Below are 14559 nucleotides of genomic sequence, written 5' to 3' on the forward strand. Positions count from 1 at the left end.
AAACTAATGCCTTCCATTGCATTTTAGACACTTTAACACGCCTCCAAGCACTCAGCGCATTAATAATTTAATACAATGATAAATATAGAATAAATCCGTTTAAGATATAATTAACCAAAGCAAATACTAATTAAGCCTACAATACATAACAGATAACGAATTTATTAATTTATACCTTGGTTTAAATACTTTGATACTACACGCTCACTTTTTGGATTTATCTTATTAAATTTTAACTTTTTTATTTATTTTTAGAGGTTTATTGACTAACTTTTAAATTACTATCGTAACGTTACAAAAATAATAAAGGATGAACAAGTCACTCATGTTACAAAAAAGTCTTTCTAAGAAGCTACTGACTAGCGTTTTATCCGTCTATTTTTTGCTTACCTTTGTAGTGACCTGTGGACAAGTGCTTGCTGAATACGTCAATACTAAAGACTATATTCGCGATGAACTTAGTACCTTACAAAAAACCTTTAGTCGCAGCTTAACACGTGCAATTTGGGAGCTTAATACCAAGCAAACAATTACAACAGCAGAAGGTTTACTCGCCATCCCCATGATTGAAGGGATTATTGTTCGAGACGACAGCGGCGAAATTATTTCACAGCTAGGGCGCTCTCTTGATATACATAAGCTATATAACCAACAGTTAGTACAAGAAGAGGTTATTTTAGAAGACGCAAAATCGGGTTTATTTGGTTATACCTTTCCACTTATTTTTGAATTTTCAGGTCGTGCTACTCAAGTTGGTGACGTTACCTTATTCTCAAGTCGAGAAGTTGTTTTTAGCCGCATTATGGTATCAATCTACTTTTTGATTGGTAATGCGATGATTAAAACCACCTTTTTGATCATCTTATTTTTAATGGCATTTAGAAAACTTCTTACAGACCCTTTAGCAGAACTCACTGAGCAACTAGAAAATTTAGAACTAGACGAGCTAGAAGGTCAACATATAGAAATAGAAACAGAAGAACATAATGAACTAAAAGTGATGGAGCAGTCATTTAACAAACTAATAGATAAAGTGGTTCAGTATAGAAAAGAGCTTGAACACACCCAAAAAGAACTCATTATAAGTAACGAAAAGCTTGATCAACACAACATACAACTTGAACAAGACGTAGCCCGTAAAACATCCAACTTAAGCCAAGCAATGATGGATTTACAGCAGCAAAAATACGAACTCGAAAAGCAAAAAATTGTCCTCACCGAAGAAGTAGACTTACGCCGCAGCACAGAGCTAGAGTTAATTACAAAGCAAACTGAATCTCAGCGCTATATAGAAGAGTTAAGCCTTGCACAGGAACGTTTACTAGGCACAGAAAAAATGGCTGCGCTAGGCGGACTTGTAGCAGGTATTACACACGATATAAACACCCCTATTGGGATAGGTGTAACGGCAATATCATTTTTACAAGAACGCTTAAATAAACTCGAAAATGCTTATACCGAAAAAACACTTTCGCCAAAAGCACTAGAAGAATTCATTAACGAAGCAAAACAAAGCACAAGCTTACTAACCACTAACTTAGATAGAGCTTCGGAGCTTATAGCTAGCTTTAAACAAATAGCGGTCGATCAAGCCAGTGAAGCAGTAAGAACCATTAACTTTAAAGATTACACTAACGAAGTAATACGCTCACTGCACCCAAAACTAAAAAAGACATCCCATACTATAAAATTAGAATGTCCTGATGATTTAGTTTTAAATCTCCCTGCAGGGGCTATAAGCCAAATTTTTACTAACCTAATTATGAACTCACTTATTCATGGCTTTGAAGGTAAAAGCAACGGTGTAATGGATATTAAAATAAGCGCTGATGACACTAACTTAACTATTGATTACAAAGATGACGGTAACGGTGTTACTAACGAGCAATTAAAAAAATTATTTGACCCATTTTTTACTACCAAACGCGATGAAGGCGGTAGCGGATTAGGCACCCATATAATGCTTAATTTGGTCAAGCAAACCCTTAGTGGCTCTATTGATGCAACGAGTGAACCGGGCAAAGGTCTGCGTTACTATATTCAATTTCCGAAGAACATGGCTAAGCCACTGCCTATTTTTGATAAATATGAATAAATAAAAGTATATGCATTAAATTTGTTCATATTCAACAGTAACAAATCAGTCATTTCGAGATACTGTTTTTATTGCTATGATTGTACAAATTTTTCAAATGGATCAATTCCCCTATGTGGTTTAGTAACCTTATTTGTTACCGCTTTAAGCAAGACGTTTCATATACTCAAGAAGACTTTGATAAAGCATTAGAGCAAGATTTATTTCGCCCATGTACTGGTCAAGAGCTTGCAACATTTGGTTGGACAAAAGCGTTTGGAAAACATGGCGATACGCTATCGCATTTTTCTCAGAAAAGTATTCTAGTTTGCGCTAAACGCGAAGAAAAAGTACTCCCTGCTTCTGTTATTAATGAACTAGTTGCTGAGAAAATTGATCTGATAGAAGCTGAAGAAAACCGCCCAGTTAAAAAGAAAGAAAAAGACGAATTAAAAGAAAACATTCTTCATACTCTTCTACCTCAAGCATTTAAAAAGTCGAGCTTACAATTTGCCTTTATTGACCAAGAAAACGGTTGGGTTGTTGTAAACAGTGGCAGCTTTAATAAAGCAGAAGAGCTACTAGCACTACTTCGTAAATCGTTAGGAACGCTTCCGGTTGTACCTGCGTTTGCTAACTACGACCTAGATGTATTTTTAACTGATTGGTTAACTAACTTTAGTACACCAGAAGGTTTTGCTATTGGCTCAGACGCTGAACTTGAAGAAGCAGACGACAGCGGCGCACAAGTAAAGCTTAAAGGTCATGATCTATCGTGTGATGAAGTTAAATCGCATTTAGAAAGTGGTAAACGCGTAACTAAACTTGCGCTTGACTGGCAAGAGCGTCTTAAGTTTATGCTGCAAAACGATGGCTCTATCAAACGTTTAAGCTACTCTGAAACTCTAAAAGAAGAAAACGCAGATATTCCTAAAGAAGATATGGCTTTAAAACTTGATGCTGACTTTATTTTAGCTTCTGAAGAAATAAAGCAATTACTTGAAGAGCTAACTGCAGGTTTAGGTGACGTTGAAGATTTAGAAAAAGCGTAAATACCATAGTGCCTACCTGCATAAATATTTAAGCAATTTAATGAATTAAATAACATATGTAAGCAGGTTGGTATAACAGATAAAAATCCGATAGCAGTTTACTGCTATCGGATTTTTTTATGAAATTTAGAAGCACTTATTTATATCTTAACCGCGAACAGTATTTAGCTAACGATCGACGTATTAAAACCTAAGATAATCATCTTTTAAGTAGGAGATTACAGCATGGTTCAAAGGTTCATCAAGGTAAGTTATGTAGAGTGATATGAGATTATCTATATACGCTTTAAGCTGGACTGCACAAAAGCTGAAGTTTTTGATTTTAATTAAAACCATTAACTTACTTTGTGCAGATAACTTATTTTAGCTTTTAGCGTCTTCAACTTTAGGTTGGCGATATATTTTTATAATGTGGTATAAATTTACAAGCGACAATAAGCCGTTGGTAAAAATAACAGGCACTGCGCCAATGGCAACACCGTATGCAGTAAATACAATACAACCAAACATGTTGTACCAACGCAGTTTTACTACATCTGTCATTGTTAACGATGCAACCAATAAAGCTGATGCAATATAACCTAAATATTCCCAACTCAATTGTTCTCTCCTAGCCTTTAGGTTAGCATTACATGTACTGCTATCTTATGGCACTTGTAAGTATTGCAAAGTTACAACAAAATAAAAAAGCTAACCTGCTTAAAAAACCTGAAAAAGTTTGCCGGAAAATACCAGCAAATTCTTAAATCATTACACGGGAAATGAAGGTAAAATAATACTCTTAGCAAAGCTAATAATATTAGTAGCAAGTTAGCGTAAATTCTTAGTGTCTTAATGCTATCGTCATTAAGATGTAATAAATAGGACAAATGTCCGAAGAGCACATTGATGTTTCAATACCATTTTTCTAGTTACCTTGTTGATCAGCTTTTAACCTTTGCCGGTAGTAGCTATCAACAATCAAAAAAAGAAGTTCTGATCCATCAAGATCAGCCTTTAAGCAAGCTTGTGCTTGTACGCAGTGGCACTGTGTCGTTTAGTTACGACGTAGGTAATGGACGACGCCTGCTGTTAGGACAATTGGATTGTAACAACACCCTTATTGGTGAAATAGAAGCGCTAAATAATAATCCGTGTATATATACGGTAACGTGCTTTAGCGATGTCACTTATAACCTTATTGAATTAAGGCATTGGCGTGCTCTACTGCTTGAAAAACCAGAACTAAGCTTATACACAGCACAAACTATTGCGGCTAAGTTTCAGGAAAACCAAAAAATCAATTTAGATAAGTTATTACTACCACTTAGCTATAACATAGCTAAAGATTGCTTACTAAGGGCCGAGAACAACAACCCTACGCTACTTAGAGCCTACCCAACTGTAAATGCTGAAGCCGAACGTTTTGCTACCACTGAGCGAGCTTACAGACGTGTTGTTACAGAACTCGTAGAAAAAGGCTTGGTACTTAGAAGTAACGATGGCTTGCAAGCAGTCGATATACCAAAACTAAGTGAATACGTAGATAGCTTTGCTCAGCTTTAAAATAAAAAAAGGCCTTAACGGCCTTTTTTTATTTATGCCAATTACTAATTACTTCTCTAGCAAAATGTCATGAATTTTCGCAAGATCAGATTTACCAGCAATAATTTCATCCGGTGTTAAACCCGATAATTCATGCGGGAAAACTAACCACTCTTCAGATTCATGAATATAATAATCTGGAACAGTGTCTACTTTTGAGTTTTTTGGCTTGTAGTACGGGCATGCAATACGAATATCACGTGGCAAGTTTAAGCGCATAAGCTCTGAAAGCTTTTCTTTTAATGCAACAATACTACGACCTGAGTCAAATACATCATCAACAATTAATAATGAATCACCTGCATTTGCGTTCTCTACAATGTAATGTAAGCCGTGTACTTTAATTTCTTTCGACTGTTTACCAATACCGTAATAAGACGATGTACGTACTGCAATGTGGTCAGTCTCAATGCCTTTGTAATCGTAATATTCTTGAACAGCAATACCGATCGGTGCACCACCTCGCCAAATACCAATAATAAAATCAGGACGAAAGCCATCTTGGTATACTTGTGCCGCTACGCGGAACGAATCTTCAAGCAGCTGTTGAGCTGTGATGTAGCACTTATCTGACATAATTAGAAACCCCAGTGGTGGATATAAGATTTGAGCGCAGCTTAGAGTTAAGCAAAAATTAAACTCAAACAGGTATTGGCGACTGATTTTACCGTAAATGAAATAAAATTGCTTGCCTGTAAATTAAAAAATAGGCACCCAAGGGTGCCTATTTTTAGCGTAAAAAGCGTAATTTAGTAAATATTATGCTTTTTCTTGTAAAGTACGAGCAACTGTACGCATACCTTGAGTTGTTGCACCCGCTGCCCATTGACTTGTACTGCCCATGTTAAATGCAGCCGCTAAATCGATGTGTACCCAGCCTTTGCCATCGTTTGGCACAAAGCGCGATAAAAAGCCTGCAGCATTCGATGCACCGCCATAACCGCCACCTTTTTGTGCACGGCTATTCGCCGTATCAGCATAAGGAGATGGGCAGTTTTGTTGATGCCATTTTTCAAGAGGAAGTGGCCAAGCAGCTTCCATTTCTTGAGATGCAAAACTCTCAACTTCACGTACAAGTTCTTTATCAAGTGCAAATAATGCATTGTACTCTTGGCCAACAGCAACAAGCGCTGCGCCAGTTAGTGTTGCTGCATCAATAATAAGTGGAGCGCCAGTCTCACCTGCGGCCATTAGGCCATCTGCAAGTACTAAGCGACCTTCAGCATCGGTGTTTACAATTTCAACTGTCGTGCCATTTTTATAAGTAAGAATATCACCTAATTTGTATGCATGACCCGAAATTAAGTTCTCAGCACAACATAAAAACAGTTTAATACGTTTTTCAATACCACGGTTAATAGCCAATGCTAAACCTGCAGTTACTGTTGCAGCGCCGCCCATGTCGCACTTCATACCAAGCATACCTTCGCTTGATTTGATTGAGTAACCACCTGAGTCAAACGTAATACCTTTACCTACAAGCGCTGCACTTACTGGTGCATTTTCGTCGCCTGTTGGGTTGTAATCAAGCTCAAGCAATACTGGCGGGCGAACACTACCGCGACCAACAGCATGAATACCAATCCACTGTTGTTCTAGTAACGCATCACCTTTAATAATTTGGTAACTTACATGCTCAGGCGCTAATGATTGAATAAACTCAGCCGCTTTTTCAGCAAGGCTTTCTGGGTAAATGTCATCGGCAGTCCCGTTAACCATTTCACGTGCCCAAATTGCTGACGTTTTTAAGTGAGCAAGTTCTTTAATATCTGATTGTGCGTTATCAACAAAATCAACACCGTTTAACGATTTTGGTGTTACAAAGCCTTGATAAAAAGCCCACTGACTTTCTGTACACCAAGCATCGCCTGCTAATTCAACGTTTTTAATACCTTGGATTGCAATAGTACGACCAGCTTTTTGAACATTTTTCAATGTTTCTTGCTCAGACAAATGAACAGTTGCACCGCGCTCATTAAAAGACAATGACGCATTATCGCCCCAATGACTCGCTGCTGCTTGTTCGCTTAGTTGAACAACAAATTTTTCACTCATGTTAGAATACCCTTGCACTTAAATGTGCCACCGAGTTTACTATAGAGCGCTTAAGTTCCCAACAGCTTGAGATAAATAACATAAACCACACTGCTGTGCAGTATTTACGCTTTGGAAGTTATCATGAAGTACACGCCAACTCTGCAACCTGCCACCTTATTAAAACGCTACAAACGCTTTTTAGCTGATTTACAATTAAGTGATGGCAGTGAATTTACCGCCCACTGTGCTAATACAGGTAAAATGACGGGATGCGCAGAGCCGGGTTTTGCTGCTTTTTATTCAACAAGCGATAACGCAAAACGAAAATACCCGCATTCATTAGAGCTTACGCAAAATAACTTATCGCAGCTTATTTGTGTAAATACAGCAGTGGCTAATAAAGTAGTAGAAGAAGCAATAAACAATAATGTAATAAGCGAGCTACTCGACTACAGTCAATTGCAAAGCGAAGTAAAGTACGGCAGCGAAAACAGCAGAATCGACTTTTTACTCACAGACGAAAATAAGCCTGATTGCTACGTAGAAGTTAAATCAGTCACATTATTAAGCGAGGATGCACCACAAAGCGGGCAAGGCTACTTTCCTGATGCGCAAACACTGCGCGGACAAAAACATATTCGCGAACTAATAGAAATGATCGAACAAGGCCACCGAGCAGTATTACTGTTCGCTGTTTTGCATGAAGGAATAAATACAGTAAGTGCAGCTGCGCATATTGATAAAAAATACGCCACGCTATTAAGCCAAGCAATAATAGCCGGCGTTGAAGTATTAGCATACAAGGCCACAATTTCTGCTAATGAAGTTTTACTTCATAAAAAAATAGTATTTGCACAATAGTGTATTAAACCAAGGGATTGAACTAAGCGTAATTTGCAAAATAAGCAAAGTACTCAAATTAAAAAAAGTTATACAAAGTGAATTATAAAAATTAACTTGTTTTTAAAGCTTTTGCCCACATAACAAGGCAAGTTTTAGAAAGCGAATATGTGAATTAATTAAAAGTGTAAATAGACTATTAATACACTTTTTACTCAGTAAGCATGGTTGAAGCTAATTCGATTAATTAAAAATAAATTTGCCTAGGATATAAGATTCTGTTATTTATACCGCCGGCTAATGCTGAGGCATTAAATTAAGGATTTAGGAGAGAGTTATGCCAGACCAAAAGAAACATGGTTTATTGGCTCAAGCCGGTTTAGAACCATACCAAGAAAAACCAGGCGAAGAGTACATGAATGATGCACAACGTGCTCATTTTAGAGCGATTTTAGAAACTTGGCGTAATGATTTACGTAACGAAGTTGATCGTACTAAATCACACATGCAAGACGAAGCTGCTAACTTTCCTGACCCAGTTGACCGCGCTGCACAAGAAGAAGAGTTCTCTTTAGAACTTCGTACTCGTGACCGCGAACGTAAATTAATCAAAAAAATTGAAAAAACAATTAATTTGATTAAAGAAGATGATTTTGGCTTTTGTGAGTCTTGTGGCATCGAAATTGGCATACGTCGCTTAGAAGCACGTCCTACTGCCGATTTATGCGTAGACTGCAAAACACTTGCAGAAATCAAAGAAAAGCAATCTGGACGCGGCTAATTAATACTTATTAATTAGTTATGTCTCCTACAGCCGTTACTGCGCCTATGCGTAAATATCGCGGTCGTTTTGCACCGTCTCCTTCTGGGCCATTACATTTTGGCTCACTTGTAGCGGCTGTGGGTAGTTATCTAGATGCAAAAGCTAACCAAGGAGATTGGTTAGTTCGTATAGAAGACATTGACACTACGCGCGTGGTTAAAAACGCCGACTCCGATATTCTTAATACCTTACATGCCTACGCCCTTCACTGGGACGAACCTGTTGTATATCAAACGCAGCGTCTGCCTTTATACCAAGATATTACCCACTCACTTTTAAAACAAAACCTTGTTTATGGTTGCACCTGTACTCGCAAACAAATAAAAGCCATTGGCGGTATTTATCAGGGGCATTGCCAAGCACTTAATCATAATACTCAATGCGGTGCGCTTCGCTTAGTTCAGCAACATCCAACGACTCAATTTAATGATTTAATTCAAGGTGATATAAAGGTAAATAGCGCCCTTTCCCATGAAGATTACTTAATTAAACGCAGCGATGACTTATTTGCATATCAACTTGTTGTGGTCGTCGATGATATTGATCAAGAGATTAATCGAATTGTAAGAGGCGCTGATTTAATTGAGCCAACCGCACGGCAAATTAGTTTATTTAAACAGCTCGATAGCCCTGTACCTGAATTTGCTCATTTACCTTTAGCGGTTGCCAAGCCTGGTTTCAAATTGTCTAAACAAAATTATGCTCCTGCCATTAGCAAACAAAATCCAAAGCCTGCTTTAATTAGTGCATTTGAATTTTTAGGATTGCCTGTTATAGCTGATTTAATCGATTTAAATATTGAACAATTAATCGCTTGGGGAATTAAAAACTTTAGCTTAAAACAGGTACCACAAGTATCCGAAATACAAATTTCTCAGCATCCACGTAGTCAGAAAGTCCAATTTACACATTTAAGTAAATAAAATAGCTAAAAACGGCTTAATTTCAACACATCAACTTAATTTTTAAACCCTGCTGGTATATGATAGCCGCCTAAATATATGCTAATTACGTCAAACAGCTTGTACTGGGCTATAACCGCCCCATTTGCTGTAACTTTTGATTGCGATGCAGAGTCAATCACACCTTCTAGGAGACAGACTATTATTTCCAAGCTTTTTCAATTTTGCCGACAAATAATCGGCCCGAATACCAGTGCCGAAAGCGCTTCTGTAAGCAGTGAACCTATTGTTGTCACTCGTGGTGAGCATGGTATTTCTCGCAAACAATTTAGCCCAAATGCAATCAAAGTATTATACCGCTTAAAAGACGGTGGCTACGATGCCTACCTTGTTGGTGGTTGTATTCGCGATATATTGTTAGGCCAACAGCCAAAAGATTTTGACGTAGTTACTAATGCCACGCCAGATCAAGTAAAAAAACTATTTAGAAACTGTCGCCTTATTGGTCGTCGCTTTCGTTTAGCACATATTGTATTTGGCCGTGAAATTATTGAAGTGGCTACTATGCGTGGCCACCACGAAGCGCAAGAAGACAAAAATCAAATAAGCCAATCAAGCGATGAAGGCCAATTACTACGTGACAACGTATTTGGCAGTATTGAAGAAGATGCAGAACGCCGCGACTTTTCAATCAATGCACTTTATTACTCAATCAAAGATTTTAGTATTCACGATTACGCCAACGGCTTAGCGGCAATTAAAGCTAAACAAATTGAGCTAATCGGCGACCCTGAAACGCGTTACCGCGAAGACCCTGTTCGTATGTTACGTGCAGTTCGCTTTGCTACTAAACTTGATATGAGCATTGCGCCTAAAAGTGAAAAGCCAATTAGCGAGCTTGCAAGTTTGCTTGATAACATTCCGCCAGCACGTTTATTTGAAGAAATTCTTAAGCTGTTTTTAAACGGCAAGGCCGAAGCTAACTTTTTAATGCTGCGTAAATACGGCTTATTCCGCTCACTGTTTCCTGAGCTTGATAAAATCTTAGATAAAAATCCAAGTGGCTTAGAACACACGCTTATTCAGCAAATGTTTCAAAATACCGACAAACGTATTAATGCAGATAAAAAAGTAACACCAGCGTTTATTTTTGCCGCACTACTTTGGTTCCCGCTGCTTGAACGTACTAAAAAGATTCAAAGCCAAGAACAACTTGCAGAATACGATGCTTTCGCACAAGCAATGAATAAAGTACTAAGCGATAGCTCACAACACATTGCGGTTCCTAAACGCTTTACTTTAGGTGCTCGCGATATTTGGCATATTCAGCACCGTTTGGATAAACGTGCAGGCCAACGTGCTTACAGACTAACGCAGCAACCTCGCTTTAAAGCCGCCTACGACTTTTTACTCTTACGCGTAGATGCAGGCGAAACACAGCACACTGAGCTTGCCCAGTGGTGGACACAATACTTAAGCCAAGATATAAACGGCCAAAAAGAGATGGTTAAAAACTTAGGTCACCAAGGTGGTCCTAAGCCGCGAAAGCGCCGTCGACCTACTAAAAAGCCAGCTGAGTAATAACATGCACTGTGTTTATTTGGGTTTAGGTGCCAACCTAAACTCACCAAAAGAGCAGCTTGATAACGCGGTAATCGCGCTTAAAAAGCTGCCTAATTGTGAATTTATAAACGTATCGCATTACTATGCAAGTAAGCCTATGGGCCCACAAGATCAACCAGACTATATCAATGCAGTAGCGTGCATTAAAACGACCCTTGAGCCAGAGCAATTACTTGATTTAACGCAACGTATTGAACTTGAGCATGGTCGAGTAAGAAAGGCTGAACGTTGGGGTCCACGCACTCTTGATATAGATACTCTATTATTTGATGATCAAATTATAAATACGGTGCGCTTAACTGTGCCTCATTATGGTTTGAATAATCGCGAGTTTGTGGTTTATCCACTATTAGAGCTTGCACCTGAACTTATTTTACCTAGCGGCATTGCATTAAAAACCATTGCAAATAATTTACCGCTCAACGACTTACAACAATTACCTCTGTAATTAACCTAGGCTTTTGCCTGCGAGGATATTATGTCTAAAATAACCGTTTCTACTTTAAATAAAATGAAAGCAGAAAATAACAAAATTACTGCATTAACAGCCTACGACGCTAGTTTTGCAAAGTTATTTCATGATAACGGCGTTGAAGTTATTTTAGTGGGCGACTCTTTGGGCATGGTACTACAAGGCGGCGATGACACCCTTGGCGTAACCAATCAAGATATTGCATATCATACCCGCTGTGTACGCGCTGGTAGCCGCGAATTATTTGTAATTGCTGACTTACCTTTTATGACCTACTCAAGCGTAAGTGATACTTGTAAAAATGCAGCTGAGCTTATGCGCGCTGGCGCAAACATGATTAAGCTTGAAGGCGGAGAATGGCTTTACGAGAGCATTAAAACGCTTACTCAACAAGGTATTCCAGTTTGCGGGCATTTAGGCCTTACACCACAGTCAGTACATGTATTTGGTGGCTTTAAAATACAAGGTCGCGAAGAAGACAAAGCACAAAAAATGATTGATGACGCGAAAGCACTTGAAGCTGCTGGCGCGCAATTATTAGTACTTGAGTGTATTCCAAGTGCACTGGCAAAACGCATTACAGACGCCCTAAGCATCCCAACTATTGGTATTGGTGCAGGCAGCTTAACTGACGGCCAAATACTGGTAATGCATGACCTTGTTGGTATTTCAGCAGGTTACATTCCTAAATTTTCTAAAAACTTTTTGCTCGAAACAGGCAATATGCCTGCAGCCGTTCAAAAGTATTGTACAGACGTTAAAAATGGCGCGTTTCCAAGCGCTGAACACGAGTTTAAATAATGCAGTCAATTACTGAAATCAGATCGTTACGTAGTCAAATTAAAGCATGGCGCCAAGCGGGTCTTAGCGTGGCACTTGTGCCAACGATGGGCAACTTGCACCGTGGGCATTTTTCGCTAGTAGAAAAAGCAAAAAACTTAGCCGATAAAGTCGTTGTGAGTATTTTTGTTAACCCAATGCAATTTGGTGCTAACGAAGATTTAGATAACTATCCTCGTACACTAAACGAAGATAAACAAGGCCTTGCAGAACTAGGCACTGATATTGTATTTACCCCAAGTGTAGAGACAATTTATCCAAATGGACTTGGCGCACAGAGCTTTGTAGATGTGCCTGATATTTCATTAGGTTACTGTGGTGGCTCACGCCCTGGTCACTTTAGAGGTGTTGCCACGGTAGTTACAAAATTATTTAATCTTGTACAACCCGATTACGCCTGCTTTGGTGAAAAGGATTTTCAGCAACTGCAAGTAATTAAAACCATGGCGCGCGACCTATCAATTCCGGTCGAAGTTATTGGTGTACCTACAATGCGAGAAGTTTCTGGCCTTGCTATGAGCTCGCGTAATGGTTACTTATCTGATGAGCAAAAAGCGACTGCAACCGTATTATTTAAAGCACTTAATACATGCGCTGAGCAACTTAAAAGCGGCGAAAAAGACTTCGTAAAACTTGAAAGCTTAGCTAAACAGAGCTTAGAGCAAGCTGGCCTAAAGCCAGACTATTTTGAGATTGCTCAACGAGATACATTAAAAACTGCTACAATCGAAGATACTCAATTTGTTATTTTAGCCGCAGCCTATTTTGGTGGTGTTAGATTGATCGACAATATTCAAGTCGAAATTTAATATTATTGCGACTCCATTTTAAGGATAAGAAGCATGCACACTTTAATAAAAACAAGCGTAGTCGCCCTTACTTTTGCACTATTAGTAGGTTGCCAAAACCAAGTTGAAAACCCTGAAATGAATCAGTGTGCTCAACAAAATTACCAATGCGAAAGTACATGTGAACAGCAAACAACTGCTGAGGGCTTAAAGCAGCAAGTATGCTCTGGTAAATGTGTTGAGAGCTATAATCAATGTAAAGCACAAGCCGAAAAATTAGGTAATATTTAATTCCTTAAAGTTTTTAGTTTTAGGCATAAAAAAACCGCTCAGTGAGCGGTTTTTTATTGCCTATGGTTTATCATACCAATTTTATTAAAAACATGACCATTCTAGTGTATTAAATAACTCACTAACTACGTTAAAAATTATTTATATAGAACAACTATGTATCATAATTTTAGCCTTGTTATTGCGCTATTTTCTTATCGCTATAATAACTCACTAATTTAATGCAATTGGTATTAGTTCAAACCCAGCTTTTTAAGTTCTGTTTTTACTAGCTTTGCAGAAAGTGGTACATAACCATCTTTTTCTACAATTTGCTGACCATCTTTTGAAAGTACCATTCTTAAAAATTGTTCTTCCATAGGTGATAGTGGCTTATTCGGGTGTTTATTCACATAAACATATAAAAAGCGCGATAGCGGGTATTTACCTTGCGCAACGTTATCAAGTGTTGCATCAACAAAGTTATCGCCTTTTTTAGCAAGCGGTACTGTACGTACGCCAGATGTTTTATAGCCGATACCAGAGTAACCAATTGCATTTAATGAAGATGAAATTGACTGTACTACCGATGCAGAACCCGGTTGCTCATTTACGTTATTACGGAAATCACCTTTACACAGTGCTTTCTTTTTAAAGTAGCCATAAGTACCTGACACTGAGTTACGTCCATAAAGCTGAACGTCTTTAGCAGCCCAATCGCCTGTTAGGCCGACATCGCTCCAACGATTAACTTGCTCTGGTGCGCCACATTTACGAGTAGATGAAAAAATAGCATCTACTTGGTCAATACGAAGACCTTCAATTGGGTTATCTTTATGTACAAATACAGCAAGTGCATCAATAGCTACGCGAACTTCTGTTGGCTTATAACCGTAACGTTTTTCGAACGCTTCGATTTCTTTAGATTTCATTTTACGGCTCATTGGACCTAGGTTAGCTGTACCTTCGGTAAGTGCCGGTGGCGCAGTAGAAGAACCTGCCGCTTGAATTTGAATATTTACATTTGGGTAAATACGTTTGTACTCTTCAGCCCAGAACGTCATCATGTTGGCTAAAGTGTCAGAACCTACTGATGAGAAGTTACCTGAAACACCACTAATTTTTTGATACTCAGGAATATCTTGATCTAAAGCAACTGCTTGTGCAGATACGAAAGTTGTAACAGCCACACCCATTGCGGCAACTAAGTTTTTAAATTTCATGTAGGGTTCTCCGGTTTGTTCGTCCCATTTT

General features: G+C 38.5%; 15 protein-coding genes. 11 read left to right on the forward strand and 4 right to left on the reverse strand.

Annotated features, from left to right (window positions below):
- The first annotated feature begins 325 nt into the window (after positions 1–325).
- Complete coding sequence (locus I6F45_RS03865) at positions 326–2095, forward strand: sensor histidine kinase (protein ID WP_024593692.1); 1770 nt, start codon at positions 326–328, stop codon at positions 2093–2095.
- A 113-nt stretch (positions 2096–2208) separates the two neighbouring features.
- Entirely contained in the window at positions 2209–3126 is a 918-nt protein-coding gene (gene rdgC / locus I6F45_RS03870) for a recombination-associated protein RdgC (RefSeq protein ID WP_024589755.1), read from the forward strand.
- Positions 3127–3489: 363 nt separating this feature from the next.
- Here the strand turns inward: rdgC and I6F45_RS03875 are convergent, their stop codons facing one another.
- The gene (locus I6F45_RS03875) at positions 3490–3726 is read right to left on the reverse strand and encodes a YgjV family protein (RefSeq protein ID WP_002962663.1); all 237 of its coding nucleotides are present in this window, start codon (positions 3724–3726) and stop codon (positions 3490–3492) included.
- Positions 3727–4014: 288 nt separating this feature from the next.
- Here I6F45_RS03875 and I6F45_RS03880 point away from each other — a divergent pair, with 288 nt between their 5' ends.
- Positions 4015–4671 carry a Crp/Fnr family transcriptional regulator gene (locus tag I6F45_RS03880; protein ID WP_002962665.1) on the forward strand — a complete coding sequence of 219 codons (657 nt, stop codon included), beginning with the start codon at positions 4015–4017 and terminating at the stop codon, positions 4669–4671.
- A gap of 48 nt (positions 4672–4719) precedes the next feature.
- On the opposite strand, the gene I6F45_RS03885 is transcribed toward I6F45_RS03880, so the two are convergent.
- Entirely contained in the window at positions 4720–5286 is a 567-nt protein-coding gene (locus I6F45_RS03885; protein ID WP_007377478.1) for a phosphoribosyltransferase, read from the reverse strand.
- Positions 5287–5469: 183 nt separating this feature from the next.
- On the reverse strand, positions 5470–6765 hold the full coding sequence (gene pepB, locus I6F45_RS03890) for an aminopeptidase PepB (RefSeq protein ID WP_007587159.1): 1296 nt from the start codon (positions 6763–6765) through the stop codon (positions 5470–5472).
- Between the two features lie 123 nt (positions 6766–6888).
- Between pepB and sfsA the strand changes: the two genes are divergently transcribed.
- The 8 genes from sfsA (at position 6889) to I6F45_RS03930 (ending at position 13326) form a co-directional block, all read left to right on the forward strand.
- Positions 6889–7608, forward strand: coding sequence for a DNA/RNA nuclease SfsA (gene sfsA / locus I6F45_RS03895; RefSeq protein ID WP_007587160.1), 720 nt, complete (start codon positions 6889–6891; stop codon positions 7606–7608).
- A gap of 316 nt (positions 7609–7924) precedes the next feature.
- On the forward strand, positions 7925–8368 hold the full coding sequence (gene dksA / locus I6F45_RS03900; protein ID WP_002962671.1) for an RNA polymerase-binding protein DksA: 444 nt from the start codon (positions 7925–7927) through the stop codon (positions 8366–8368).
- Between the two features lie 20 nt (positions 8369–8388).
- Positions 8389–9333 (forward strand): tRNA glutamyl-Q(34) synthetase GluQRS, encoded by a 945-nt coding sequence (gluQRS, locus tag I6F45_RS03905; RefSeq protein WP_197159722.1) that lies wholly within the window; start codon positions 8389–8391, stop codon positions 9331–9333.
- A gap of 78 nt (positions 9334–9411) precedes the next feature.
- Complete coding sequence (pcnB, locus tag I6F45_RS03910) at positions 9412–10893, forward strand: polynucleotide adenylyltransferase PcnB (RefSeq protein ID WP_231609607.1); 1482 nt, start codon at positions 9412–9414, stop codon at positions 10891–10893.
- Between the two features lie 4 nt (positions 10894–10897).
- Entirely contained in the window at positions 10898–11383 is a 486-nt protein-coding gene (gene folK, locus I6F45_RS03915; RefSeq protein ID WP_007587165.1) for a 2-amino-4-hydroxy-6-hydroxymethyldihydropteridine diphosphokinase, read from the forward strand.
- A gap of 30 nt (positions 11384–11413) precedes the next feature.
- Positions 11414–12208 (forward strand): 3-methyl-2-oxobutanoate hydroxymethyltransferase, encoded by a 795-nt coding sequence (panB, locus tag I6F45_RS03920; protein WP_007587166.1) that lies wholly within the window; start codon positions 11414–11416, stop codon positions 12206–12208.
- Entirely contained in the window at positions 12208–13056 is an 849-nt protein-coding gene (gene panC, locus I6F45_RS03925) for a pantoate--beta-alanine ligase (protein WP_007587167.1), read from the forward strand. Before panB ends, panC begins: the two co-directional genes overlap by 1 nt.
- A 33-nt stretch (positions 13057–13089) precedes the next feature.
- Positions 13090–13326, forward strand: coding sequence for a hypothetical protein (locus I6F45_RS03930; RefSeq protein ID WP_007587168.1), 237 nt, complete (start codon positions 13090–13092; stop codon positions 13324–13326).
- Between the two features lie 233 nt (positions 13327–13559).
- Here the strand turns inward: I6F45_RS03930 and I6F45_RS03935 are convergent, their stop codons facing one another.
- Positions 13560–14528 carry a PstS family phosphate ABC transporter substrate-binding protein gene (locus I6F45_RS03935; protein WP_010554592.1) on the reverse strand — a complete coding sequence of 323 codons (969 nt, stop codon included), beginning with the start codon at positions 14526–14528 and terminating at the stop codon, positions 13560–13562.
- Between the last annotated feature and the right edge of the window lie 31 nt (positions 14529–14559).

The organism is Pseudoalteromonas sp. SWYJZ19 (assembly GCF_015864375.1).
GTDB lineage: Bacteria > Pseudomonadota > Gammaproteobacteria > Enterobacterales > Alteromonadaceae > Pseudoalteromonas > Pseudoalteromonas arctica.

What these genes read in the sequence shown, in the direction of transcription:
- I6F45_RS03935 (WP_010554592.1), bottom strand. Translation starts at nt 14,528, where the DNA reads ATGAAATTTAAAAACTTAGTTGCCGCAATGGGTGTGGCTGTTACAACT.
- pcnB (WP_231609607.1), top strand. Translation starts at nt 9,412, where the DNA reads ATGCTAATTACGTCAAACAGCTTGTACTGGGCTATAACCGCCCCATTT.
- I6F45_RS03930 (WP_007587168.1), top strand. Translation starts at nt 13,090, where the DNA reads ATGCACACTTTAATAAAAACAAGCGTAGTCGCCCTTACTTTTGCACTA.
- panB (WP_007587166.1), top strand. Translation starts at nt 11,414, where the DNA reads ATGTCTAAAATAACCGTTTCTACTTTAAATAAAATGAAAGCAGAAAAT.
- I6F45_RS03880 (WP_002962665.1), top strand. Translation starts at nt 4,015, where the DNA reads ATGTTTCAATACCATTTTTCTAGTTACCTTGTTGATCAGCTTTTAACC.
- panC (WP_007587167.1), top strand. Translation starts at nt 12,208, where the DNA reads ATGCAGTCAATTACTGAAATCAGATCGTTACGTAGTCAAATTAAAGCA.
- I6F45_RS03885 (WP_007377478.1), bottom strand. Translation starts at nt 5,286, where the DNA reads ATGTCAGATAAGTGCTACATCACAGCTCAACAGCTGCTTGAAGATTCG.
- I6F45_RS03865 (WP_024593692.1), top strand. Translation starts at nt 326, where the DNA reads ATGTTACAAAAAAGTCTTTCTAAGAAGCTACTGACTAGCGTTTTATCC.
- dksA (WP_002962671.1), top strand. Translation starts at nt 7,925, where the DNA reads ATGCCAGACCAAAAGAAACATGGTTTATTGGCTCAAGCCGGTTTAGAA.
- sfsA (WP_007587160.1), top strand. Translation starts at nt 6,889, where the DNA reads ATGAAGTACACGCCAACTCTGCAACCTGCCACCTTATTAAAACGCTAC.
- rdgC (WP_024589755.1), top strand. Translation starts at nt 2,209, where the DNA reads ATGTGGTTTAGTAACCTTATTTGTTACCGCTTTAAGCAAGACGTTTCA.
- pepB (WP_007587159.1), bottom strand. Translation starts at nt 6,765, where the DNA reads ATGAGTGAAAAATTTGTTGTTCAACTAAGCGAACAAGCAGCAGCGAGT.
- folK (WP_007587165.1), top strand. Translation starts at nt 10,898, where the DNA reads ATGCACTGTGTTTATTTGGGTTTAGGTGCCAACCTAAACTCACCAAAA.
- gluQRS (WP_197159722.1), top strand. Translation starts at nt 8,389, where the DNA reads ATGTCTCCTACAGCCGTTACTGCGCCTATGCGTAAATATCGCGGTCGT.